Consider the following 26079-nt stretch of genomic DNA (forward strand, 5'->3'; position numbering starts at 1 on the left):
ATGAAAACTGAGAAACAGAAAATGCTCGATGGCGAGCTCTACGTCGCTTTGGACCCGGAACTGACCCAGGAGCGCACCCAGACACGCTTGTTGCTGCTGGAATTAAATGCCGGTCGGGAAGATGAGCCGGAGAAAAGGGCTGCTATTTTAAAGCAATTAATTCCTAACGCTGGCGCTAACCTGTGGCTGCAACCACCGTTTTATTGCGACTATGGAAGCAACATTATCGTTGGCGACAGTGTTTTCTTCAACTTCAATTGTGTCGTGCTTGACGTTACTTACGTGCGCATTGGAAGCCGTACGCTGTTTGGGCCTAATGTTCAGGTTTACACCGCGACGCATCCCATTGATCATGTTACCAGGGCATCCGGGGTCGAATCGGCCAAGCCTATTACGATTGGAGAGGATGTATGGATCGGGGGCAGCGCTGTTATCAATCCTGGTGTAACGATTGGCGACCGGACCATTATCGGTGCTGGCAGCGTGGTGACCAAGGACATTCCCGCCGACGTATTTGCGGCCGGCAATCCCTGCCGCGTTATACGGTCGCTTGCTGTAAACGACTCCCGGGACACAGATTAGAATGGCGACTTCCTGAATGATACTGCCCCGTTTTGATCCTTTGTATAAACCGCATAACAGTTGTCATTATACTGAGGATCAAAACCAGGGTTAGTTGCGGCAAGAGTTTTCGGAAATGGTTTGGATGCATCAAAAAAGTAGACCGTAGTGGTGCCATATTTCGTGTAAGGCATCATATCGCCATATTTTTGCATTTCATCAAAAACCGGCTCTTCTACCGATGCAGCATAAATCCTGATAATAGGGCCCTGGTTGTTTTCATTCCGGAATGTGGCCACTTCCTTAAAATTCCCTTTGAGATCATCCACAGTCGGCTGTGAGGTCGAATCGTAGATAATGTAACCGATCACAGCAATGATTAATATGAGAAAAATGTATTTTTTGTTTTGAATCATGATCGGTTATTAAATAATAAAAGCCTGCAAATTACGAGAAACGGTTGCGCGCGTCGTAGGCAAGGCCAAGTCCTACACTGGAAAGCTTGTTTTCTTCGGACCATTCCGCTGCCGGAAAAAGCTGCCTGAAATGTTGCTGGATCAGCGGGATTTCGGTTGAGCCGCCCGTCATAATAACAAGCCCGATACTTTCCGGCGTAACCCCGGCAGCTTGCAGGCATTCCCTGGCCGACTGCACAATGCGCTCCGTTTTTGTCATGATAGCAGCGTCAAAATCCTTTCTGGCAACGTCAATGCGCAAGTCCTGATCAATAAAACCCAGCGTAGCAGCAAAGCTTTCACTGCTGGCCAGGCCGATCTTAATCTTTTCCGTTTCAGCCAGTACGGCGTGTCCCGTTTCTTGTTCGAGCACATTGATGAGCCTTCCATAACGCACCGGATCGTGTGTCTCGCGCAGCAGCTGTTTAGCCTGAAATAAAATTCTGTTGGTATATAAAAAATTCACTTTGCTCCATTCAGACAGGTCAAAGTAATGATAGGAAGGCACTTCAAGATTCTTGGTGCCATACTTGGAGCGGAAACCCAGCTCGGGCATCATTTCGGCCAGGCTCAGGTCGCGGTCAAAATCATTTCCGCCAAGCCGGACGCCTGTGTTGGCCAGAATGTCCTCGTTTCTGTCATGCTTGGTGGCATTTTCCCGGGAAAGCCTGATAATGGTAAAATCCGAAGTTCCACCGCCCAGATCCACCACCATAGCCAGTTTTTCTCCGCTAACCCTGGCTTCATGGGCAAATGCAGCCGCGATGGGCTCAAACTGGAACCCTACATGCTCAAAACCCAGGTTTTTAGCGATCTGTTTCAGCTCATTCTCTGCCCGCTGATCGGCAGCAGCATCATTATCGACGAAATGAACCGGCCGGCCCATCACCACATGCCGCAGTTCTGTTCCGCAATCGGCCTCGGCTTTGCGCTTCATCTGGTCGAGGAACGCAGCAATAATCTGATCAAATTTCATCAGTTCGCCGTTGACCATCGTGCCCTGGCGCATGGCTGAACTGCCCAGAACGCGTTTGAGGCTGCGCATTAACCTGCCCGGCTGGCGGGTTAGGAATCGCTCGCTTGCTTCCCGGCCGAAGTACGCGTGATTGTCTTTTCTGGCAAAAAACATGGCGCTGGGAATGGTCTGGTTATCATTTTCAACCGGAACCAGAAAAACATCGTTTTGATTTGCCACTGCCAGGCTGGAATTGGAAGTGCCGAAATCAATACCGCAAAAAACAGAAGTAGTCATCATTTGAAAAATTGGGCGCGCAATTTCCCATTATTTACCCGGCAATCCAAACGAAAACTCAGCTTTATGCAGGCTTTGATTAGTCGCCGAGCATCTTACGAAGATATCTGGCAGCCTTGGTAAGTGATCCCAGCTTGTCGGATAATGTGCCGATCAATGCGCCGTCGGCTTGCTCGATGTCGTTCATGTTAATGCCCGATTCGAGTTGTTTTGGATAAATCAGCAGCAGGCTTTGCTCCTGAAAATAATTGGAGAAGTAACCGGGGAGTTTTTCCAATTGTGAAAGATAGGACGCTGACCCTTTCCTTGCCGAAACGATTACAAAGAAGTCGTCTATTTTCAGCTCGCGCGAAAAAATCAGAAAGTCGTCCCAGGCGCTGAATAGGCTGAATTCCACTTCGACGGTCGTCGTTTTACGGGCCAGAACGCTTTTAATTGCCTTAATAGTTTGTCCTGAGGCATAGAAATGTATCGGCATCGCATTGATCTTTGCCAGCGTAAGCAGCTTACCAAGCCAATGTAAAAATCCAGGCTCATTACTGCCCGCAGGCGGCACAGCAACCACAATCCGCGTGAGTGTATTAAATGGCTGGGCCGGCTTGTAAATATAGATCGTTTCGAAAACCCGTTTGACGATGTTTTCGACCTTGGGCCCAAGGAACGTTTTGTGATCCGTATTCTGATGTAAGCCAATGACCACATCCGTAATGTTCTGTTCCTTAATGGAGTAGGTGATGCCATTGCTGATGTTGGCATCATAGCGGGTCAGCGGAACGAGCATGTTTTCCGAAGAGCTGGCATGCTGAACTGCTTTATTGAGAATTCTCTTGCCGTGAGAAGCCGAATCGTTTTTCTGATCTTCATCCGTAACAATGTGCAAGCCATAGAGCGGGATCGAAACGCGTTTTGCTTTCAGCATAATCCCGAAATCAACCAGGTCGGCGATCATATCGGGATAGGAAAGCGAAACCAGGATTTTTTCGTTGCTTGCAGCGTCGGCTTCTCCGGGGCTTTCTTCATCCTGCGTGAGCGCAAGCCTTTTGGAAGCTCTTTCTACTACAAATGAACTGACCGCGCAGCTAACCAGAATAAGCACAATGGTGCCGTTCAGCACATCTTCGTCCAAAAGCCTGATGGGTTCGCCCAGCGCTGTTTCCCCGATGATAATGTTATAACCTACTAAAATAATTGCAAGCGTAGCAGCCGCATGCGAAGCACTCAGGCCAAAGATCATCAGCCCTTCATCCGCAGACAGCCGGAACACTTTCTGTGTGATCCACGCTGCCAGATATTTACTCGACAATGCAATTAACAGGATAACCCCCGCAACTCTTAATGCACCCCAGCCGTGTGTTAATACGCCGATATTGACAAGCATACCCACGCTGATCAGAAAAAAGGGAATGAACAGCGCATTACCCACAAAGTCGATGCGGTTCATCAGCGGCGAGGAATGCGGGACAAATTTATTTAAGACCAAACCTGAAAAGAATGCCCCGATAATGGCCTCCACACCTGCGATCTCAGCTAAGAAAGAGGCCAGAAACACCATTGCCAGCACGAATATGTACTGCGAAATGCTATCGTCGAAACGCTTGAAAAACCAGCGGCAGATTATTGGGAAAACAAACAGCACCACCGCCACAAAAACAACAAAAGAAAAGCCTAGCCGAAACCAGAATGCCGGTGAAACATCGCCCTTGGACGAGCCTGCAACCCCCGCCAGGATAAGGAGCGCGAGAATGTCGGTGATCATTGTCCCGCCCACCGTCATATTAATGGCCCGGTTTCGGGCTACGCCGTATTTGCTGGCAATGGGGTAGGAAACCAATGTGTGCGTGGAAAACATGCTGGCCAGCAGCAGCGAGGACAATAACCCGTAACCCAGGATATAATAACTGGCCAGCGTACCGCTGATCAGCGGCAATAAAAATGTAGTTAATCCAAATACAATGATCTTGTTACGGTTCTTTTTGAATTCGGCCAGATCAATTTCCAGGCCGGCCAGGAACATAATGTAAAGCAGGCCAACCGTTCCAAAAAGCACAATGCTGCTGTCCCGGCTGAGCAGGTTCAATCCATACGGCCCTACGATCATTCCTGAAATAATCAGCCCGATAATGTGAGGGACTTTGATGCGGTTAAAAAGGATAGGTGCAAAAAGGATAATAAAGAGCACCACCGAAAAAATAATAACGGGGTTTTTGAGGGGTAAGGAGAGATCCAGTAAAAGCAACGAATTCATACGCACAAGTTTAGGGTTATTTCTGCCGTTCGGCAGTCAGGGTGTAGCGGATTTTGCAATCGGTGCGCTCCACTTCCCGCGTCCCTTCCATTTTGCCTTCTTTAAGTTCCAGCATAATTCGCATCACCGACTCGGAGCCGGGCTGACCATTGGTCGCTTCAAGCCGGGTTTGCATGAAAGAACCGTTGTAAATCCTGGACAGTTCGTTTCCCGTGAAAGTATTTACAACGATCCCCTTGTTCTGATAGGCGATTTCCCAGGTTTCTGTTTTCGAATCCCCAATGGCCGATCCGCTGCAATTCGTTTCCGTACAGCGCATTTTGACGATCCATTTGCCCGTAACGGGTTGCGCCTGTAACGAGTCCGTGACGGCGGTCGAATCTTCCAGTTGCTTTTTCTTTTTTTCCTGCAACTCCTTTTCGAGCAGCGTCAGTCGCTGTTCCCATTGCATTAATGTCTGCTCCTTTTCTGCGACCTGCTGTTCCCTTTTGGTCAGCTGCGCTTCCTTTTCTTTATATCCGCAGCCCTGCAATGCAGCAGCGAAAAACAGAAAAACTAATGTCCATCTCATCATGCACGTCCTATTTTAGAGCCTGTAAGGTGGGTAATTAAAGTCAGGATTTCAAACTGTTTAAACCAAAATCACCGATTTATTGACAGGCTCCGTGCCTTTGCCAAGCGCATCAATGCTGGTTAGCGTGACTTGGGCAATTTCCGAAAGGGCTTCATCCGTAAAAAAGCCCTGGTGCGCAGTTACCAAAACATTGGGAAAGCTCATCAGGCGCTGAATAGTGTCATCCTCAATTATACTCTCCGAAAGATCTTTGAAAAACAGCTTTTCCTCCTGCTCGTAAACGTCAATGCCGAAGTGCGCAACGTGTTTGTTTTTCAATGCATGAATCACATCCGGCGTATTAATCAATCCGCCGCGGCTGGTGTTGATCAGCATAACACCTTGCTTCATTTGCTGCAATGTCCGGGCGTTAATCAGGTGATGCGTATGCTCGTTGAGCGGGCAATGTAGTGAAATGATGTCCGAATTGCTGAGTACAGTTTCCAGATCCTGATACTCAATGCCCAGCGCCTGCAAATCGGCATTCATCGCAATGTCATAAGCGATTACCCGGCATCCGAAACCTTTCATGATTTTGCAAAATGCAGCCCCTATTTTCCCGGTTCCGATTACGCCGACTGTCTTGCCATATACATTAAAACCCATCAGACCATTCAAGGAAAAATTCTGCTCCCTTACCCGGTTATAGGCCTTATGCGTTTTCCGGTTAAGCGTCAGCAGCATCGCAACTGTATGTTCGGCAACGGCCTGGGGTGAATATTCGGGCACGCGGCAAACCCTTATGCCCTGCTGGCGGGCTGCTTCCAGGTCAACATTATTAAAGCCCGCACAGCGGAGTGCGATGATCTTAACGCCTTTCGCTGCCAGGACCGCTATGACATCTGCATTCACCTTATCGTTTACAAAAACACAAACGGCGGTTTGCCCTTGAACTGCTTCTACAATGTGAGGGCCAAGATGGGTTTCCAGATATTCCAGCTCAAATCCGTAACGTTCATTGTGCAGATCGAAAAAGGTGCGGTCGTAAGGTTTTGCGGAAAAGAATAAGATTTTCATAAATGCGGTGATTGGTAAAAGGGAAATTCTGCAAGCTCCCCCGCAAGGAACAGCTTTCCAATGACATTTATCATTTAAGGCGGCAATCCGCATCAACTTTTCTTCGGGAATGCTCGCCTAGTTTTGGCCAATTATTATCCAACTGCGCAAACCATGCACCATACATTTCATATTCCGGTCTTAGGCCTCGGATATTCTGTTGATACCCCAATAAAAGTCGCCCATTTCGGCATTTCGTCGGTGATGTCCATTGTCGATGATGTGATGATCGAGCGAATGAGAAAGCACCATACCATAGCCAGCGGCGAGGTTTTTGTTCCGATCCATCCCGCTGAGGACGATTTCCGGGCCCGTCGCATTACGGCTTATCTGAACCTGGTCCATCGCATCGTTGACAAAAACTTTGAAGACCTTAAAATGCAGTCCTTTGAAGATGGGGCCGCACTAAACAAATATTTCCAGCTTCTACCCGAGCATTCAGCGCTTAAAAAACAATATGTGGAAATGTGCCAGACACCTTTCGCGCAGGAAAAGCAGCTTTTGCAGGCAACATTGAAATCGCAGCTTACCAAGGGCGCTATCGACGTAAACATTATGTCGAAGGTGGATAAGCTTAACAAGGATGTTTTTGGAGAAAACCTGGCAGACGAGTTTTCAGACGCTTCGGCGGCATTGCGCGGATTTGCCCAAAGCACATTATCCTCCTCGCTGGTACTTTCGGCTGGTATGAATCCGCGGCTTTATAATTATCTGGAAAGCTTCGCCGATTTCTACCCTGAGGAGAACGGACATTTTAAAAAGCACATCATTTTAAAAGTAAGCGACTTCCGGTCCGCATTTATTCAGGCTAAATATCTGGCAAAAAAAGGGATCTGGGTTTCCGAGTTCAGGATCGAATCGGGCCTTAACTGCGGAGGCCACGCTTTTGCAACGGATGGATTTTTGCTAGGGCCAATTTTGGAAGAGTTTAAAACAAAAAAGGATGAGATGCTTTCAGAGCTGTTTGCTTTGTACCAGGCTGCGCTGATGACAAAAAACATGGACATTACTACAATCCCTGCATTGCGCATCACGGTTCAGGGCGGCATAGGCACTGCGCAGGAAGATGAATTTTTATTGAAACATTATCAAGTGGATGCAACAGGGTGGGGAAGCCCGTTCCTGCTCGTGCCCGAGGTTACCAATGTAGACGAGCAGACGCTGCAAGAACTGACCCATGCCGACGAAAGTGATTACTATGTTTCCAATTCATCCCCGCTGGGCGTTTTATTCAATAATTTCAAAAGGAGCAGCGCCGAAAAGCAACGTTTGGAAAGGATCGCAAAAGGAAGACCGGGAAGTCCATGCAAGAAAAAATATCTGGTCTCCAATACAGAATTCACCGCAGAACCGATCTGTACAGCTTCCCGCCAATATCAGAATTTGAAAATAAAACAGATTCAATCCCTGGGTTTAACCGCGACTGAACGCGAGGAACAAATCAATGCTGTTACAGAAAAACTCTGCCTCTGCGAAGGCCTGAGCACTTCCACATTGATCAAACACAAGCTGCTGACACCAAGAGAAAATCACGCCGTCTCTATTTGTCCGGGACCCAATCTTGCCTGGTTTTCAAAAGTTTACAAACTCCAAGAAATGGTCGATCACATCTATGGAAGGGCTGATCTCCTGGCCGACGTACCCCGCCCAAACATGTTTATCAACGAGATCGCCTTATATGTAGCACATTATCAAAAGGATATGGCATTGAGCATATCGCGGATGGACACCAAAAAGCAAAAATATCTCGAAAAGTTCAGAGCCCAGTTGCTGCAAGGGATTGACTATTACAAAACATTAGTCCCACGACTCACCCATGAAACGGAGTCGTATAGGGAAATAATGTTACAGCAATTACAAGCATTCGAGCAAAAATTGCGCGAAGTGAAACAAGCCCACATTTATGCATAATAATCCCGGAGGGATGTAATATTGGTAGCGAAGCGATGGTCAGCGAATAAGAATCCCGGAGGGTTGTAATATTGCTAGAAAAGCGACCGGCAGCGAATAAGAAATCCCGGAGGGATGTAATATTGGTAGAAAAGGACCGGCACCGAATAAGAAATCCCGGAGGGATGCAATATTGGTAGAAAAGGACGGTCAGCGAACAAGAAATCCCGGAGGGATATAATATTGGTAGAAAAGGACCAGCACCGAATAAGGAATCCCAGAGGGATGCAATATTGGTAGAAAAACGCCCGGCACCGAATAAGAATCCCGGAGGGATGTAACATTGGTAGGAAAACGACCGGCACCAAATAAGAAATCCCGGAGGGATGCAATATTGGTAGAAAACGCCCGGCAGCGAACAAGAAATCCGGGAGGGATGCAATATTGGTAGAAAAACGCCCGGCAGTGAATAAGAAATCCCGGAGGGATGTAACAACATGCATGCTGTTACATCCCTCCGGGATTTCAACTATGTCTTGGATGATGTCTTTGCTACCAATATTGTATCCCTCTGGGATTTGCTGTTTTTTGGATGATGTCTTTGCTACGAATATTGTATCCCTCTGGGATTTGCTGTTTTTTGGATGATGTCTTTGCTACGAATATTGTATCCCTCTGGGATTTGCTGTTGCTTGCGACGATGCCTTTCTATCAATATTGTATCCCTCTGGGATTTACTGTTGCTTGCGACGATGTCTTGCTACCAATATTGTATCCCTCTGGGATTTGCTGTTACTTGCGATGATGTCTTACTACCAATATTGTATCCCTCTGGGATTTGCTGTTACTTGCGACGATGTCTTTGCTACCAATATTGTATCCCTCTGGGATTTGCTGTTACTTGGATGATGTCTTGCTACCAATATTGCATCCCTCTGGGATTTGCTGTTGCTTGCGACGATTTCTTTGCTACCAATATTTCATCCCTCCGGGATTGTCATCGTCACCTTAATTTTAGCAAAGGTTTAGTTTCGCATTCGGACTAGCTTTTCATATTCGAAAACGGTGATCAGGCTTCCTTTCATGTCGATCAGGCGTTCCTCTTTGAAATCCGAAAGCGTGCGGATCACGGTTTCGGTTGCCGTGCCAACCATGGATGCGATGTCCTCACGCGTGATGGACATGGAAAATGGCTTGGCTTTATCCTCCTGGTAGCGCTGTACCAATGTCACCAGTGCCTGCGCTACTCTTTTTCTGACAGAGTTGTACGCTAAATGCAGCAGGCGCTCCTCACGGTCCTTGATTTCGTTGGAAAGCATACGGATGAATTTGGAGGACACTTCGCGGTTTCCCTGCAACAGATTGAAAAAATCATCTTTCGGGATCATCGAAACCTCCGCTTCTTCCAGTGCAATCGCGCTTTCCTGGTAAGGCTCGCCTTGTAAGAGGTCGATGTAGCCGAAAAAATCGCCTTCCTTATACAGTTCTGTAATGTATTCCTTTCCGCTTCCGTTTGATTTATACGCTTTTACTTTTCCTTTTTGTAAGAAAAATACATTGGAAGGAAAGCTCCCTTCGGTGTAAATGGTTTCTTTTTTACGCAATGTTTTTACTTTCTTGTCTTCTGCCAGCTTGGCGATCAGATCAAAAGATTTGGCTTCTTCAATAAACTGGTCCAAGCCCTTTGCCGAGCGCTCGAATTGCCTTTTTAACCTTTCGCTTTTTTTAAGCCGCATTTCCACAATGTTGAGCAGCTCCACGTCGTCATAGGGCTTTGTCAGGTAATCGTCGGCGCCCATGGTCATGCCTTTGCGGTAATCCTCCTTCTCTGCTTTTGCAGTCAGGAAAATGAATGGAATGTTGGCCGTGTGCTCGTCCTTGCTCAACAAATGCAGGACGCCGTAACCATCCAGCTCGGGCATCATAATGTCACAAATGATCAGGTCGGGATTGAATTCGTTTGTGAGGCGCACGCCTTCCTTGCCATGCGAGGCGGTCATCACTTTATAGCTGGCCAGTTCCAGGATTTCAGCCGTATTTTCCCGCATCTCGGGGTTGTCCTCTATCAGCAGTATTTTTTTAGGTTCCACAGTCAGGTGTTGGGTTGGTGCTTAATCAATTTTGGCCTGTGCAGGCACTACATTGGGCAGTTTTACAAAGAATGTTGTCCCTTTTCCGGCTTCACTTGAAAAAGTAACCTGGCCGCCCATCAAACTCACATAATTATTGACAATGTTCAGGCCCAGGCCGGTTCCCTGCGTTGCGCCTGCATTATGCGCTCGGAAAAACCGGTCGAAAATGTTGGGCTGGTCCTTTACAGGAATGCCAATTCCTTCATCGTGTACTTCAATATCCACCTGAACGTCGTTTGCATTAATTTTTAGTAATATAATTTTACCGGGATCGGAATATTTGATGCCATTTGAAAGCAGGTTGAAAAGGATGTTGCGCAGCAACTGCTTGTCGAGCCAAACCTCCGTATTGCCAATATATTCAAACCGGATCTGCTGTTTTTCCTTGCAAAGGCCGTGGATCTCGTCGATCAGGTTTCTACAATAAGCATCCAGGTCTACCTGAACGGGAATGCTGTGTACGCGGCCTTCTTCCAGCTTGCCAATGGACAGAAAATCGTTCAGGATCTCGGTCAGGTTGGTTACAGCCGATTTGATCCGTTTTACGTGCTTCTGACGCTTTTCTTCCTCTTCGGTAGTGCCGTAGCGGCCTATGAGCGAGGCGGATGACAGAATGGTGGCCAGCGGCGTCCGGAATTCGTGAGATGCAATGGTGACGAACTGGCTTTTCATATTATTGAGCTCCTTTTCTTTTTTCAGGGCCCGTATCACCTCTTCTTGCGATTCCTCCACTTTTTTCACGGCTTCTGCCAGTTCTCTTGTGCGTTGTTCCACCCTTTTTTCCAGCTCTGCATTCAGTTTTTGTATTTCAAGATTGGCCTCCCTGATGCGGTTTTCCTGCTTTTTTCGCTCTGTTATATCAATTACAAAACTCACAACAAACTCTCCGTCACTTGTTTTAAAGGGGCTGAGGCTCACTTCCACGGGAAACTCGCTGCCGTCGGATCTTCTGGCAAACAAGTCCATCAAATGTCCCATCCCGCGCGCGCGCGGCGCTTCCAGGTAATGGTCTCGGTAATGCACATGGTTGCCGGCATATCGCTGCGGGATCAGTGCTTCTATCTTCTTACCGATCAGATCAGGGTCCGTATAGCCGAAAAGTTCTTTGGCTTTGGGGTTTAGCATTACAATTGCTCCTGATTTGTCCACTACTACAATCCCCTCTGTGGCATGCTTAAAGAGGGCATCTAGCATTTCAATATGCCGTGTCATCACTTTCGTATGAATTAATATATCACTATCAAACATCAGAAAGGTACACTACAATGGTGAAAGGGACAAGATTTTAACTGGATCAGACGGTTTGGCTGAATAGCTGCGCCTCGGGTTGGGATTCCCATAAACGCGCATCGAAAGCCATGCAGATGTTACGGATGAACGGCCTTCCTTTCTCGGTGACATGGAGGCTGAAGGGTTGTAATTCAACAAGTTCATCAAATTCCATTTCGTCCAGGCGCTCAATCGATTGGAACACTTCTTCACAATATTCATTGGTTTTGGACCATGAGGTTTCAAACTGTGTCATTAACCTCAAAATATGCCGGCGCAGGATCAGATCTTCGCGTGTCAGCTCGTGACCGCGGGCTATGGGGAGCATGTCTGCCGCGATGCGCTGGTAATAATCTTCAACCTTTTTTTCGTTCTGTACATAACCCGTCCAGCTGTCGCTGATCGCAGAAGCGCCCAGTCCGATCAGCAGTTGGGTATGGGTGTCGGTGTAGCCCATGAAGTTGCGGTGCAGGCGCTGTTCCTGCTGTGCTTTGTAAAGCGTATCGCCCGGCAAAGCAAAATGGTCCATGCCAATGTCCTGGTAGCCAGCCAGCTCCAGCGCACCTCTGCCCGTTTCATAGATGGCCATTTTTTTATCGGCATCAGGCAGGTCTTTTTCTGTAAAATTTCTTTGTCCGGGTTTAATCCAGGGGACGTGTGCGTAGCTGTAAAAGGCAATGCGGTCTGGTTTGAGCTGGATCACGCGCTGCATGGTTTCCATCATGTAACATGCTTTTTGGAATGGTAACCCATACACAATGTCATAATTCACGGATGTGTAACCGATTTCCCTGGCCTTTAACGTCAGGTGCTTTACCTGCTCATAAGTCTGCACGCGGTTGATAATGGCCAGCACGATCGGGTTAAAATCCTGAACGCCAATGCTGATCCGCCGGAAACCCACTTCAAAAAGTGTTTGCAGGTGCTCGTCGGTCGTATTACCGGGGTGCGCTTCAAATCCGAATTGCGCCTGAGGATGAACAATGGAGTCTTTTAACAAACCCACAATGAGCATTTTCAGGTTTTCGGGACTAAAAAATGTTGGGGTTCCGCCGCCCAGGTGAATTTCCCGGATTACAGGTTTGGTTTCGCCGAAACCAGATACGTACATCTGCCACTCTTTGAGCACAGCCCGAATGTATTTCAGTTCAACGAGATGATTGACGGTAATGCGTGTATTGCAGCCGCAGTAAGTGCACAAACTTTCGCAGAACGGCAGGTGAACGTAAAGGCTTATGCCTTCTTTCTGGTTAGAAACTTCAAAAGCATTCATGACCAGTTCCTTCCATTTTTGCTGGGTAGGAGGCGTTTTCTGCCAGTATGGAACGGTTGGATAGCTCGTGTAACGTGGTCCGGGTGTATTGTATTTGAACAGCAGGTCCTTATCCATGGTAATCGTATTTTGATTGGTTACTATGAATCAAAACTAGGCTTCTGGCGTGCCGAAAAACATGACTTTAATCAGGATTAAAACTAACCTTTGTCTGATCCGGGGCCGTGCATCATTATTTGCCGTGACATTCCGTGATGGGGTTGGCCGTAGGCTGGGCTGCGTGGGGATATTCGAATAAGGTGCTGCGATAAAGCAGCCATATTCCGGCAATGGCTATAAAAGCGGGTGTTACCTGACGAAATTTGTTCCGGACGGCGGGCGTTACCCAATTTTTAAAGAATCCGACCGCCATCATCGCCGGCCATGTTCCCATACCGAAAACAAACATAAAAATGCTCGCCGCGCCGCTGCTTCCTGTTGCTAATGAGCTCATTAATGCCAGATATACGAGCCCGCAAGGAAGCAGCCCGTTCAGCGAGCCGAGCAAAAACCACCCGTGCAGCTTGCGGCTGTGCAGCAATGCGGCCATTCGTTTTTTAATGAGATTAACAGGCTTGCGCAAAAATCCCGGTGCGATCAGCAATCCTGCAAATGCTTTTGGCCAAAGCACATAAGCCAGCATAAATAGCCCGGCCAGCACAGAAACGTATTTGAGATAGCCCATCAATGCCAGCGCACTGCCAAAAATGCCGGTGGCGGCCCCCAGCATGGCATAGGAGCTAGCCCTGCCGAAATTATAGACAAACAAACCCGAAGTTCGCTGCCAGGCGCTGCCTTTTTGCACGGGAAGCGCCAGCGCAATAGGCCCGCACATGCCCATGCAATGGAAACTGCTGAGCAGTCCCATCGTCAGGGCAAGATAAGGGAGGGCATTGTTCAATGTTTTGTTATTGGTGATTGATTACGATGACATCCTCAGTCCAGTATGTCTGTTCTTTATTTTTCCAATCGATTTGCAGGTGATAGGTGCCTTCGGGAATGTTGCCGACAGGAATAATCTGCGTGTGCTCGTGCGGAGCGATCTTGAATTTCCGGTCATTTTTATCATTCGACGGGCAGTATAACTTGATCTCACCTGTCAAATCGGCTTGCTGGACATTACCAGGAAAAACAATGCTGATATGCTTGCCGGTCACTTCCCATTTCACGGGCTCGGTAAGTGCAGCGGACCGTCCTTTTTTGTCGATCTTATCCTGAAAACCAACTTCTTCTTCGTAATAATGCTCGGTTACAAGATCGATTTTCTGGCCGATGCTCATACTGACCAGCAACAATATCATGGCTACAAAGCCCAGATACAGCGCTGTTATGCCGACTCCCCAGTTGATTTTCATGATCGTTATTTTTAATTAATTTTCTGGTGCTATGAATGTTGTTTCAAACGCTTCAAGCTTTTCATTGCCTTGATATACAGACAGTTTTAATGTTGTTTTGCGACTTTTTAATTCATTGCCCGGCACAATAATAAACACAGTGCCTTCAACCATTCCGGCAGGTTCAAGTGACAGATCAGGTGCTTTCGGGCCAGATTTTCCGGTGGCGGATGCCCCGGCGAAAATCAGCTTACCCTGAATGCCTTCCAGCCTGATCTCCGGCGCAATCGCATGGTTGGTTTTGTTGAAAATCTTGAAAGTATAAAGGTTTGTAATAGTCTTATCCTTGTTTTCAATGTACTGGCTGCCCGGCGCGCGCAGCAGCATGGTCTGGGTATCGGTTCGCGACACAACCATAAATCCCAGCACCGACCATAGTAGAACCAGCATCACCATTGCACCTACGACACGAGGCGTAATGAGCTTATTGGTTTTCCTGACAATTGCATTTTCGGAAGTGTAGCGGATCAGTCCTTTTTCAAATCCTACTTTTTCCATAATGTTGTCGCAGGCATCAATGCAGGCTGTACAGTTCACACATTCCATTTGCAAGCCGTTTCTGATGTCAATGCCCGTCGGGCATACGGCCACACATTGATGGCAGTTGACGCAATCACCTTCGGTGCGTTCCTGGTTTTTATGGATTTTTCCGCGGGGCTCGCCACGCTCATAATCATAGGCAACATTGATGGTGTTACGGTCCATTAACACACCTTGCAAGCGGCCATAGGGACATACCACCGTGCATGCCTGATCGCGCAGCCATGCGAAATTGAAGTAGAAAATGGCCGTGAAAGCGATGATCCCGCCAAAAAGCGGCATATGGTCTGCAATGGGCTCACGGATAATTTTAGAAAGCTCGTCCACACCCAGCACATACGACAGCAGCAGGTTAGCAATCAGGAATGACACGGTCATAAAGGCCATGTATTTAGCTGTTTTTTTCAGGATCTTGTCTGTGTCCCAGGGCGCTTTGTTGAGCAGTTTCTGCTTGGTTGCATTGCCTTCAATCGCGTATTCGATCTTGCGAAAAACCATTTCCATAAATACTGTTTGCGGACATGCCCAGCCGCACCATAACCGTCCGAAAACGGTTGTAAAAAGCACAATGAAAACCATAAACGACAGCATGGTAAGGCCAAAAAGCCAGTAATCCTGAGGGCCTATGAAAATGCCGAAAATGATGAATTTGCGTTCCAGCACATTGAACAACAGCAAAGGCTGGCCGTTGAATGTGATAAATGGTGTCGCAAATAAAAGCGTCAATATCAGCACTGTAAACCAAACCCTTCGCGTATGCCATTTGCCCGTTGGTTTTTGGGGGTAAAACCAATTTCGTTTTCCATCCTCATTTACCGCATTGAAATGGTCGCGGAATGATTCGTCGGAATCGTTGATGACATGCTGGGTCGTATTCATGTTCGTAGTGTGAAAATTGACTTAACTTAATTTTCTGCGACCTGATTACTGCTTACGAGCTCACCCTGAGGCTCTTTTGGGCTGGCAGGTTTGGTGCCTTGCAAAGAATGTACATAGCTGGCCACTTTTTGAATGTCGGTAGGCGAGAGCTGTTTTTCCCAGGAGATCATCCCTTTTTCAGGGACGCCGTATTTGATGACTTTGAAAAGATTTTTGATTCCGGCCCCATGCAGCCAATACGCATCTGTCAGGTTGGGGCCCACACTTCCGCCGCCGTCCGCTCCGTGGCAAGCGGTGCATTTTTCCTGGAAAATAGCTTTTCCCTGTCCGATTGCCGCTTCTTCGCCGATCAGCGTCACCGTATTTTCGTCCATGGATGCGCCAACTTTTGCCATATAAGCCTTTTTGTCAATTTCTGCTTGTGCCACCTCTTTTTCGAGTTCGGCAAGCTGGTAATCACCTATGCCGCTGAAATAATAAGCGCCGTAACCAATCCCGATCACAACAGTGGCCAGGAAAAGCGATTGCAGCCACGGCGGCATGCGGTTGTCTAGCTCCTGGATGCCATCATAATCATGGCCCTGGATGATCAGCTGATGTTCCTGGCTGGGCAGAATGCTCATGCCCGCGAATTTTTTCCACCAGGAAATAACCGGAGCATCCTGGGTTTCCGCCTTGGCTGGCGCCGAGATTTTACGAAGTAATGTTACAGTGTTGACCAAAGCGATCACCACCAGCAGCGCTGCAAAAAACAGGATGGCCAGCAGCACGAGCAGGATAAGCTCGTTGCCGCTGATCGCACGGATAGGTTCTGCCGTTTCCTGGGCAAAGGCCGAGCCGCCCATCGTGAAAAAGAAAAGTAAGGAAAGCAATGCCTTTTTGATCACACCATCATTCAATGGCATACTTTCCATTTTTTGCAGCGATTTTTTATCAATCCCAATCACAAAAACGATCAGCGACACGAAGAAGACAAAAAATATAATAAGCGAGATCAGCGGGTAAATGCCTATGCCGGCAATGGTTTCAAGATATGTTCGGAATTTCATAATTCAATCATTTTTTAATATCAGTTCCTAATCTTTGCAGGTAAGCAATGAGTGCAATGATCTCCTTATCCTCATTAGCCTTGATGCCGCTTTGTTTTAGCCGGGCCTGGATTTCTTTGGCTTGTTTGCTCAGATCGGCGTTGGCCATTTTATCATAACCTTCTTCATAAGGCACGCCCAATGTTTGCATGGCGCGGATCTTGGCAGCTGTTGTGCTCGTATCCAGATCATCTTCCAGCAGCCAGCCATATCTTGGCATAATGGAGCCGGGCGACATCGTGGTGGGATCTTCCATGTGGTTGTAGTGCCATGAATCAGGGTATTTTCCGCCTAGTCGGTGCAGATCCGGGCCTGTTCGTTTTGAGCCCCACTGGTGCGGGTAATCGTAAACAAATTCACCCGATTTGGAATATTCTCCATAACGTTCGATCTCGGAGCGGAACGGACGTATCATTTGGGTGTGGCATACATAGCAGCCTTCGCGGACATAAATATCGCGTCCCTGCAATTCCAGCGGCGTGTAAGGTTTCACTGATGCAATGGTAGGCACATTAGATTTGATCATGAAGGTTGGGATCATTTCGATCATCCCGCCAATGGCTACGGCGATCAGCGCAAAAACAGTCAGCGCCAGCGGTTTGCGTTCAAACAACCTGCGGTGCCAGTATTCGCTTTTCTCAGCATGCCAGATCGCGCTCAAAGGCATTGCTTTTGCCGTTTCGGTGGCGATGAGCTTGCCTTTCAGCGCCGTCATCCACAAGTTATAGATCATCACAATGAAGCCAACAATATATAATGTGCCGCCTACGCTGCGCAGAAAATACAGCGGTTTAAGCTGTGTTACGGTTTCAAGGAAGTTGGGGTATTTTAAAAGTCCTTCCTGCGTGAATTCCTTCCACATTGAACTTTGCACCCAGCCAGCCCAGTACATGGGAATGGTGTAAAACAAAATGCCGAGCGTTCCGATCCAGAAGTGGAAGTTGGCAGCCTTCTGAGAATATAACGGACGTCCGTATATGCGTGGGAATAGCCAGTATAAAATTCCGAAAGTCAGAAAGCCGTTCCAGCCCAGCGCGCCCACGTGAACGTGTGCAACGATCCAGTCGGTATAATGTGCAATCGCATTCACGTTTTTGAAAGAAAGCATCGGGCCTTCGAATGTGGCCATACCATATGCGGTGATGGCTACAACCATGAATTTCAATACAACATCTTCACGCACTTTGTCCCAGGCACCACGCAGGGTCATCAGCCCGTTGATCATCCCGCCCCAGGAAGGCGCCAGCAGCATGACCGAAAATACGGTCCCCAGCGTCTGCGCCCATTCGGGAAGCGAAGTATAGAGCAAGTGGTGCGGCCCTGCCCAGATATAAAGAAATATCAGCGCCCAGAAATGGACGATCGAAAGCCGGTAAGAATAGATAGGACGGTTAGCCGCTTTGGGAAGAAAATAATACATCAGTCCCAGATAAGGAGTCGTAAGAAAGAACGCCACGGCATTATGTCCATACCACCATTGTACGAGTGCATCCTGCACACCTGCGTACACTGAATAGCTTTTAAATAAAGAAATAGGCAGCGCCATACTGTTGACCACGTGCAGCATGGCAACGGTCACAAATGAAGCAATGTAAAACCAGATCGCAGCGTAAATGTGCTCGGTACGGCGCTTAATGGTGGTCATTACCAGGTTAATGAGCGCTGCGACCCAAACTACGGCAATGGCAATGTCAAGCGGCCATTCCAGCTCTGCGTATTCTTTGGAGCTGGTAAGGCCCATAGGCAATGTGATGGCGGCGGCCAGAATGATGAACTGCCAGGCCCAGAAATGCATCCGGCTTAGCAACGGGCTCCACATTGGCGTCCGCAAAACACGTGGTGCCGAATAGTATAGTCCGGTAAAAAAACCGTTGCCGACAAATGCAAAAATGACCGCATTGGTATGCAGCGGCCTGATACGGCTGAAAGTAAGATACGGCAGATCCATATTCAGATCAGGAAAAACCAGCTGTAATGCAGCCAGCAGCCCGACGAGCATACCGATAAGACCGAAAAGTATTGTTGCAATTGCGAAATCCCGCACAATGCGGTTATCGTATTGGAACTCATCCAGTTCAACGGTTGCCAGAGCAGGATGGGGAACGTTTGACATAACTCAGGTAAAATTTAGTGAATATCTTTGGTGTTGTTTTTAGATGCATCGCTGCTGGTATCATCGAAAAGTATACGGACCGAAGGCGTATAGTCATCATCGTAATGCCCTTTGCGCACCGACCAGATGAAGGCACCTAAAAATCCCAGGGCGATGGAAAGGCTGGCGATAATCATGACGAACATTGCACTCATTTTGAAAGAATCTTTTGCTGTTTGTATGGATCAAAACTACCGGATCGCCCCGAGCAGAAAGATGATGACAGCATGGTCCAGAACTGACCTTCGTCAGTTTTTCAGAATTCGATTGGCGGCCAGGTTGCTGGCGATAGTGGTGAAGCCCACAATGGAAATCAAACTCACGGGCATCAGAATGGCGGCAAGCACGGGCGAGAGTTGCCCGCCTATGGCAAAGAAAAGTCCTCCGATGTTGTATATCAGCGATATACCAAAGCTGGCCTTAATGATGTGCTGGCCGCGGCGCGCCAGGTTGATGAAAGCGGGTAAGCGCGAAAGCTGTTTGCCGTCAATGATCATGTCGCAGGATGGTGTGAAATTGTTAATGTCGTCGGAAACGGCGACGCCTACATTACTTTGTTGTAAAGCCCCTGCATCATTAAGCCCGTCACCCACCATCAGTACATTTCGATGCTTCTTTTGCTGTAATGCTGCGATAAATGCAAGTTTGTCTTCGGGTTTTTGTTTGAAATACAAATGGGCATAGGTTCCGAAAACCTGGGCGAGATAATCCTGATCCGTCGGTTTGTCGCCGGAAAGCAGGTAGGTTTTAAATCCGTGATCACGAAGCTTTTCAATGGTTTGTGAAAGGTTTTTCCGGTATTTTATGCTGACCATAAAATATCCTGAACAGACGCCATCAATGCTGACATACACCCTGGAAAAGCGATGATCATTTTCAATTTTTTGTTCTCCTACCCAGTCGGCCGAACCCAGTTTGATGGTGTGATTCCCAAAAGAACCCTCGATCCCCGAGCCGCTGGCTTCTTTATATTCTGAAATGTTTTGCTGCTCTGTATGAACTTCCGCCAGGCCTTTCACGATCAGCCTGCTCAGCGGATGAGCGGATTGTGTGGCAAGTTTCTTTACCATGGACATTTGCTGGTCGGTCATTTTTGTGCCGATAAATGCGACTTCGGCGTCTTCCGGGCGGGTTATGGTGCCCGTTTTATCAAAAACTATGGTGTCGATTTTGGAAAGGCGTTCGATGGCATCCGCATTTTTGGGATAACATTGGTTTTTACCAAAAAGCGCCATCAGGTTACCGTTTGTAAAGGTGGAGGAGAATAGCAATCCGCAGGGGCATGCTACCAAAAGGCAAGTTGTAAATGCACGGAAGGCCGTTTCAGGGTTTTTGAAAATAAAATACCAGGCAGCAAAAGTGACCGAGGCAATGATGAGCACGATCACAGAAAAATACCGGTTGATCCGGGCGGCCAGCATTTGATTCTGGTCTTCTTTTTGTTTGGTAAAACTTTCATTGTTCCAAAGCTGCGTGAGGTAACTTTGCGAAACTTTCCGCATGATTTCGAGCTCAATAGCAGGTCCGGTTTGCTTGCCGCCCGCGTAAATCGTATCGCCTTTTTTTCGCCTCACCGGCTCGGCTTCGCCGGATACAAAACTGTAATCGATCAGCGCCTCCGGGCTTAACAGAACGGAATCGGCTGGGATAAGCTCCGCATTTCTGACGAGTATCATGTCTCCTGCATTCAGGTCTGTGACAGGGGTCCTGATCTCGGCTTTGCCGGTTAATACGGAAACGGCAACAGGGAAATAGGATTTGTAATCGTGATCAAAGGAAATGCCGGCGTAGGTTTTATCCTGAAAAAAGCGGCCGGTAAGCATAAAAAAGACTGCGCCGGTGAGGGAATCAAAATAGCCCGGGCCGGTGCCGGATACGATCTGGTAAAGGCTGAGACTGAAAATAGAAACCAGCGCAATAACAATCGGGGCATCAATGTTCAGGTATTTTCCTTTAAGAGCTGCCCAGGCCGATTTGAAAAAATCACTGCCGCAGTAAAGCAGCACAGGAATGGCCAAAGCCAGGTTCAGCCAGCCAAATGTAGCCCGGAGGCTTTCATCAAATGCATCTTTGCCCAAATGGAAATATTCGGGAAAGCTGAGCATCATTACATTGCCAAAGCAAAATCCGGCAACGCCGATCTTATACAGCCTTTTGCGGTTCCACTTCTTAACCTGCTCACCTGCAATGTCGTTGAGGCTAATGTAAGGTTCATAGCCGATGCTTGATATCAATGTGGCTAGCGCGCTGAGCTTTACATTCCCGGCTTCAAAGGTGATCCTGACTTTCTTTTCAGGGAAATTTACTACCGAGCTTCGGATACCCGGATTGAATTTGTAAAGCTGTTCCAACAGCCAGATACACGAGCTGCAATGCATTTTTGGAATGTACCAGCTTACCTGCGAAAGGTGGCCGTCGGTAAATTCCAGCATTTTGGCGTGGACATCGGGCAGGTCCAGGTAGTCGAATTTTCCTTTGAAAAAGGATTTGTCGGGTGAAATTCCGGCCGAGCCGTCGATGTTATAATAATCGCACAGTTCGGTGACTTTTAAGAGGTCGTAGACATGATAGCACCCTTCGCAGCAAAACGAATGTTCGTCGGCGTTGATCGTTTCCTCACGGCAGGTTTCGCCGCAATGATAACAGGTGTTTTCGGTCGTCTTTGCTGCCGCCGGTCCGATTGTAATGCTTTCTTGCTCCATGCTATTGACTTCTTAATGCTTCTTCAAAATTGGAGAAAGATTATGTCGCCAAATTTGACGGAGGTTGGCTGGTAAAATGACTTTTATCAGGTTTGTAAAAAAATTAGCAAGCCCTATTTTTCCAAATTTGTACGGCTGGCATTATATTGGTAGGTCACAGCACCAATCGACTTGAACTTTGTAATTATGGGATCAACAAGTTACGCCTACGATCTGCCGGGAACCGTTTCGGCTGTTTTTTTTACCAAACAACATGCTGAAAGTGCGTACCAGGCCTTGCTGAAGATGGGACATACGGAAGATGACATTTCTATACTGATGTCTGATGAGACATTGAACAAGCATGCCAATCCTACGAATGAGAAAGCGGGTTATGGTGCCGACGAGCAGATTGCGCTGGAAGATGAGGAGTCCAAGACGGGAGCAAAACATTTGCTTGCAGATGCGATTATTTCAATTACTTCTATGATCTCTCTGCCGGAGCTGGGCATTTCCATTTCCCGGAGGCTGATCGGAAAAGTGGCAGAGAAACCGGAAACCAAAACCATAAGCGGAGTGATCGCAACGCATATCCCCGAAGAACATTGTGATACTTACGAAACGGGCGTCAGGGAAGGCGGGATTATCATTAGTGTGGATCCCAAAAACCGGGCAGAACGGGACGCCATTGTCAGGGAATTCCGAAACAATGACGGCCATGATATTCTGGGGGACGATGGTTATACGGAGTTGGATTAAGATTAAAAAACAGTCTGTATGGGTAACAATGGCACGGCGCTGCCAGTAACATTCCGTAGCTTTTATTATTTGTTTTTGACTTCTTCGGGATCGCTTTTATCGCCCGCCTTGACAAATTCCGCTGCGGTGGCCTCATTGAAACCGTTCATGACCAAAAGATCGGGAAATTGCTTTCCGACCTGACTCACGGCGCTATCTGTTACGGCCGATTGCCACACATAAATCGAGCGAAGTGCTTTCATGCCCGCAACTGCTTTCAATCCGGCATCTCCCACTTTGGTGTCGACAACATTGATATAGCCCAGATAGGGAAGGGGTTTCAGCATTGCGATGCCCTTATCTGAAGTGGCGGTGTGTTCTACATGCAGCTTGCTGAGGTTGGGGAACTTTGCAATTTGCTCAAATGCAGCGTCGGTTATAGACGTCCCGCCCAGTTTGAGCCAGGTAACTTGCTGGGCAACGGGTTTCAAGAGCTCCATTTGCTTATCATTGAAACCGGGCAGATTCACTGCACTGATTTCAAGCAGGTTTTGATCCTGAGATAATGTGTTGACAATGAGCCCTGTTTTTCTTAAATCCTCAATAACCCGATCATCCGCCTTTGGCACTTTCAGGCTAAGCACGCCGGGTTCGGAGATCTTGTCGGAGCCAGCCGGAGCGCCCTTTGTCAGCGAAGCCAATGCAGGTTTAATGGCTTCCGGAACCGTCAGTTGGGAAACTTTTTTATCAGCCGGAGCGCCCTGATCGATCCACCACGAAAGCAGCGCGATCTGGTCCGTTGTCAATTGCGGCTTGCCTTTTGGCGGCATATGCTCGTCATCATTTTCGGGCAAAAGGCATCTTTTGATCATATCGCTTTCCGCACTTTTTCCAGCAATGAATGCGGGGCCATTTTCGCCGCCTTTTGCCAATAACGCCAGTTGGTCCATGCGCAGGTCGCCTTTGCTTTTACTGGAGCTGTGGCATTGGGTGCATTTGGTTTGCAGGATAGGCTGCACAATGTCGGTATAAACTACGGCCTGCTGCACATCTGCAATGGGCTTAATTTCAGTTGGTTCTGCTTTTAAAGGCGGGAGGCCGGCCAGGCTGCGGAAAGGTTCGGGTGTGTACTGGGTTAGGTAACCCTCGCCATGCGTAAGCGAGCCGCCGTCGTGGCCGGCGCTCAATGTAAGCGCGGTGGCGACCAGGATGGCGGGAAGGTAAATCAGCTTGCCTGCCGGCAAGGCCTTTTGCAGTTTATCAGATTTGACAAGCCAGGCTGCCCAGGCGAAAACGGCTACGCCAATTCCCTTCCACATGTGATTATCAAGCAGGTTAACATCATATCCACCGCTTAATGAGAGCAGGTAACCCGCCCCGCAGGCAAATGTTGCGCTGATGGCAGACCATAGCAGAATAAAAACAACGACGTTTTCGCTGACAGCAATTTTCCCCCAGCGCCTTCCCAGTTCGAGCAAGGCTGCTATCAACAAAAAGCCAATAGGGAAATGCACGATAGCCGGGTGAAACCTGCCAATGAATGTTGCCCAGGATGAGTCCTGCAATAGAATAGAATACATGTTGAAGGGTTTAGTACTAGGCAATAATTTCTTTTACAACCTTTCCTTCTGTGTCGGTAAGCCGGAAATTGCGCCCCTGGAAAGGATAAGTGAATTTTTCATGGTCGAAACCCATTAAATGCAAAATAGTTGCTTGTAAATCATGAACATGTGTTCTGCCTTTGGTGCCATAGTATCCAAGCTCGTCGGTTTCCCCGTGTGAAAATCCTTGTTTAACTCCGCCTCCGGCCATCCACATTGTGAATGCATCCAGATGGTGGTCGCGGCCCATAAATGGCATCACCAATCCGTTACGGTTCTCCTGCATGGGCGTCCTTCCAAATTCTGCACCCCAGATAACGAGCGTTTCTTCCAGTAACCCGCGCATTTTCAAGTCCTTGATCAATGCTGCAACGGGCTGATCAGATTCGCGGCATTTCTGACGAAGCCCGCCTTCCACATTATGGTCTTTGGATGTGCCGTGGCCGTCCCAGCCCCAGTCAAAAAGCTGCACAAACCGCACGTCGTTTTCAACCAGTTTGCGCGCCAGCAGGCAATTCATCGCAAATGTGCCTTCCCCCGGCTTAACGCCGTACATATCCAGGATAAATTGTGGCTCCTTGGAAACATCCATCACCTCTGGAACGGACATTTGCATGCGGAAAGCCATTTCGTACTGACTGATGCGCGTCAGGATTTCTGGATCTTTTACGTCCTCATAAGTCTGTTTATTGATCTCATTAATGGCTTCGATGGTCTGCTTGCGCATATCGCGGTTCATGCCGCTAGGATCACCCACATACAAAACCGGATCGCCGCCCGTTCTGCACTGCACGCCTTGGTAAACCGAAGGCAGAAATCCGCTGCCGAAAACGCTTTTGCCGGCGTCGGGCTGCTGTCCGCCGGAAGCAAGCACGATAAATCCCGGTAGATTCTGATTTTCCGAACCCAGTCCATAAACCGACCAGGCGCCCAGACTAGGCCTACCCAGCCGCGGGCTTCCCGTATGCATCAATAACTGTGCAGGCGCGTGGTTGAACTGATCTGTATGCATGGCTTTCAGAAATGTGATCTCATCCGCAACCGTTTGCAGGTAAGGCACATAATCCGACATCCATGCGCCGGATTGCCCGAATTGTGCGAAATGTCCCTGAGGTCCCAGCATTTTGGGCACGCCTTGTATAAATGCGAATTTTTTGCCCTCTAAAAATTCCGCCGGGCAGTCCTTGCCGTGATATTTCAGCAATTCGGGCTTGTAATCGAACAGTTCGAGCTGCGACGGCGCGCCGGCCATGTGAATGTAAATGACGCGCTTGGCTTTGGGCGCAAACTGCGGAATACGCGATTTAGCAACTTCACCGCCCGCATTGTCGGCAGCCGTTGACGGTCCGCAGGAATCCAGCATTGTGCCGAGCCCCAGCGCACCCAACCCAAAACCCACCGACTGCAAAAAGTGCCGCCGGGTTTGGTGAAGCAATGCTGTATGTTGAAGCTCTTTTTTGAGGTTTTGCATGATTTCGATCTTTGGTAATCCCCGGGATGAATCCCGGGGTAAAATATCTGGCGCCCCTGATGGGGCTTCTTTTGCTTGTTGATCCGTTTTTTAACCCGGGATGAATCCCGGACGTGGGCTTTTGATTGTTGCCCCGTTTTTTAACCCGGGATGAATCCCGGACATGGGCTTTTGCTTATTGACCCATTTTTTAACCCGGGATGAATCCCGAGTCTTGAATATCGTTCGCCCCTGACGGGGCTTTTGGTGCTTAACTAACTTGTTCCAGCCAATGCCTTGTTGTTTATCAAAAAGAGCCATCGGCTCGAACATTCTCTTGCCCAGGGTTTCAACCCTGAGCTTTGATGAAAAGTGCTTAACTAACATGTTCCAGCCAATGCCTGGTTTTTATCAAAAAGAGCCATCGGCTCGAACATCCCTGGCCCAGGGTTTCAACCCTGGTCTTTGAAGAAAAGTGCTTAACTAACTTGTTCCAGCCAATGCCTCGTTATATCAAAAAGAGCCATCGGCTCGAACATTCCCTTGCCCAGGGTTTCAACCCTGGTCTTTGATGAAAAGTGCTTAGCTGAGTTGTTTCAGCCAATGCCTGGTTTTTATCAAAAAGAGCCATCGGCTCGAACATCCCTTGCCCAGGGTTTCAACCCTGGTCTTTGATGAAAAGTGCTTAACTAACTTGTTCCAGCCAATGCCTTATTATTTATCGAAAAGAGCCATCGGCTCGAACATTCCCTTGCCCAGGGTTTCAACCCT

At 48.1% G+C, this 26079-nt stretch carries 20 protein-coding genes; 3 read left to right on the forward strand and 17 right to left on the reverse strand.

The window, feature by feature from the left end; translation table 11 throughout:
- A complete protein-coding gene (locus NFI80_RS01615; RefSeq protein ID WP_235164483.1) occupies window positions 1-582 on the forward strand; it encodes a sugar O-acetyltransferase in 582 nt (193 codons plus the stop codon).
- Here the strand turns inward: NFI80_RS01615 and NFI80_RS01620 are convergent.
- The 5 genes from NFI80_RS01620 to NFI80_RS01640 all read right to left on the reverse strand — a co-directional run bounded on the left by NFI80_RS01620 (window position 579) and on the right by NFI80_RS01640 (window position 6143).
- Window positions 579-977 carry a hypothetical protein gene (locus NFI80_RS01620; RefSeq protein ID WP_235159866.1) on the reverse strand — a complete coding sequence of 133 codons (399 nt, stop codon included), beginning with the start codon at window positions 975-977 and terminating at the stop codon, window positions 579-581. The two genes, NFI80_RS01615 and NFI80_RS01620, sit on opposite strands and share 4 nt — an antisense overlap.
- A 31-nt stretch (window positions 978-1008) precedes the next feature.
- The gene (locus tag NFI80_RS01625) at window positions 1009-2268 is read right to left on the reverse strand and encodes an Hsp70 family protein (protein ID WP_235164556.1); all 1260 of its coding nucleotides are present in this window, start codon (window positions 2266-2268) and stop codon (window positions 1009-1011) included.
- 79 nt (window positions 2269-2347) lie between these two features.
- A complete protein-coding gene (locus NFI80_RS01630) occupies window positions 2348-4513 on the reverse strand; it encodes a cation:proton antiporter (protein ID WP_235164484.1) in 2166 nt (721 codons plus the stop codon).
- A 16-nt stretch (window positions 4514-4529) separates the two neighbouring features.
- Window positions 4530-5084, reverse strand: a complete 555-nt coding sequence (locus tag NFI80_RS01635; protein WP_235164485.1) for a hypothetical protein — start codon at window positions 5082-5084, stop codon at window positions 4530-4532.
- 60 nt (window positions 5085-5144) lie between these two features.
- Window positions 5145-6143, reverse strand: coding sequence for a 2-hydroxyacid dehydrogenase (locus NFI80_RS01640; protein ID WP_235164486.1), 999 nt, complete (start codon window positions 6141-6143; stop codon window positions 5145-5147).
- 153 nt (window positions 6144-6296) lie between these two features.
- Between NFI80_RS01640 and NFI80_RS01645 the strand changes: the two genes are divergently transcribed.
- Entirely contained in the window at window positions 6297-8093 is a 1797-nt protein-coding gene (locus tag NFI80_RS01645) for a hypothetical protein (RefSeq protein ID WP_235164487.1), read from the forward strand.
- A gap of 1004 nt (window positions 8094-9097) precedes the next feature.
- Here NFI80_RS01645 and NFI80_RS01650 read toward each other — a convergent pair.
- From NFI80_RS01650 to NFI80_RS01695, 10 genes are all read right to left on the reverse strand, one after another.
- The gene (locus tag NFI80_RS01650) at window positions 9098-10162 is read right to left on the reverse strand and encodes a response regulator (protein WP_256565287.1); all 1065 of its coding nucleotides are present in this window, start codon (window positions 10160-10162) and stop codon (window positions 9098-9100) included.
- Window positions 10163-10183: 21 nt separating this feature from the next.
- Window positions 10184-11416 carry a sensor histidine kinase gene (locus NFI80_RS01655; protein ID WP_235164488.1) on the reverse strand — a complete coding sequence of 411 codons (1233 nt, stop codon included), beginning with the start codon at window positions 11414-11416 and terminating at the stop codon, window positions 10184-10186.
- An 82-nt stretch (window positions 11417-11498) separates the two neighbouring features.
- Window positions 11499-12863, reverse strand: coding sequence for an oxygen-independent coproporphyrinogen III oxidase (gene hemN, locus NFI80_RS01660; protein WP_235164489.1), 1365 nt, complete (start codon window positions 12861-12863; stop codon window positions 11499-11501).
- A 115-nt stretch (window positions 12864-12978) separates the two neighbouring features.
- On the reverse strand, window positions 12979-13686 hold the full coding sequence (locus NFI80_RS01665) for a sulfite exporter TauE/SafE family protein (RefSeq protein WP_235164490.1): 708 nt from the start codon (window positions 13684-13686) through the stop codon (window positions 12979-12981).
- A 7-nt stretch (window positions 13687-13693) separates the two neighbouring features.
- Window positions 13694-14140 carry a FixH family protein gene (locus NFI80_RS01670; protein ID WP_235164491.1) on the reverse strand — a complete coding sequence of 149 codons (447 nt, stop codon included), beginning with the start codon at window positions 14138-14140 and terminating at the stop codon, window positions 13694-13696.
- Window positions 14141-14155: 15 nt separating this feature from the next.
- Complete coding sequence (gene ccoG, locus NFI80_RS01675) at window positions 14156-15598, reverse strand: cytochrome c oxidase accessory protein CcoG (protein WP_235164492.1); 1443 nt, start codon at window positions 15596-15598, stop codon at window positions 14156-14158.
- Between the two features lie 26 nt (window positions 15599-15624).
- Window positions 15625-16647: a c-type cytochrome gene (locus tag NFI80_RS01680; protein ID WP_235164493.1), complete on the reverse strand. Its 1023-nt coding sequence runs from the start codon at window positions 16645-16647 to the stop codon at window positions 15625-15627.
- Between the two features lie 7 nt (window positions 16648-16654).
- Complete coding sequence (gene ccoN, locus NFI80_RS01685; RefSeq protein WP_235164494.1) at window positions 16655-18799, reverse strand: cytochrome-c oxidase, cbb3-type subunit I; 2145 nt, start codon at window positions 18797-18799, stop codon at window positions 16655-16657.
- Between the two features lie 14 nt (window positions 18800-18813).
- On the reverse strand, window positions 18814-18993 hold the full coding sequence (ccoS, locus tag NFI80_RS01690; protein ID WP_026629706.1) for a cbb3-type cytochrome oxidase assembly protein CcoS: 180 nt from the start codon (window positions 18991-18993) through the stop codon (window positions 18814-18816).
- A gap of 93 nt (window positions 18994-19086) precedes the next feature.
- A complete protein-coding gene (locus NFI80_RS01695; protein WP_235164495.1) occupies window positions 19087-21540 on the reverse strand; it encodes a heavy metal translocating P-type ATPase in 2454 nt (817 codons plus the stop codon).
- A gap of 186 nt (window positions 21541-21726) precedes the next feature.
- On the opposite strand from NFI80_RS01695, the gene NFI80_RS01700 reads away from it, so the two are divergent.
- Window positions 21727-22278: a hypothetical protein gene (locus NFI80_RS01700; protein WP_233796548.1), complete on the forward strand. Its 552-nt coding sequence runs from the start codon at window positions 21727-21729 to the stop codon at window positions 22276-22278.
- A 65-nt stretch (window positions 22279-22343) separates the two neighbouring features.
- Here NFI80_RS01700 and NFI80_RS01705 read toward each other — a convergent pair whose 3' ends face one another.
- Both NFI80_RS01705 and NFI80_RS01710 read right to left on the reverse strand, forming a co-directional pair.
- Window positions 22344-23837 carry a c-type cytochrome domain-containing protein gene (locus NFI80_RS01705; RefSeq protein WP_235164496.1) on the reverse strand — a complete coding sequence of 498 codons (1494 nt, stop codon included), beginning with the start codon at window positions 23835-23837 and terminating at the stop codon, window positions 22344-22346.
- A gap of 16 nt (window positions 23838-23853) precedes the next feature.
- The gene (locus NFI80_RS01710; protein WP_235164497.1) at window positions 23854-25329 is read right to left on the reverse strand and encodes a DUF1501 domain-containing protein; all 1476 of its coding nucleotides are present in this window, start codon (window positions 25327-25329) and stop codon (window positions 23854-23856) included.
- Window positions 25330-26079: the final 750 nt, after the last annotated feature.

Origin of the sequence: Dyadobacter chenhuakuii, from assembly GCF_023821985.2 — a bacterium.
GTDB lineage: Bacteria > Bacteroidota > Bacteroidia > Cytophagales > Spirosomataceae > Dyadobacter > Dyadobacter chenhuakuii.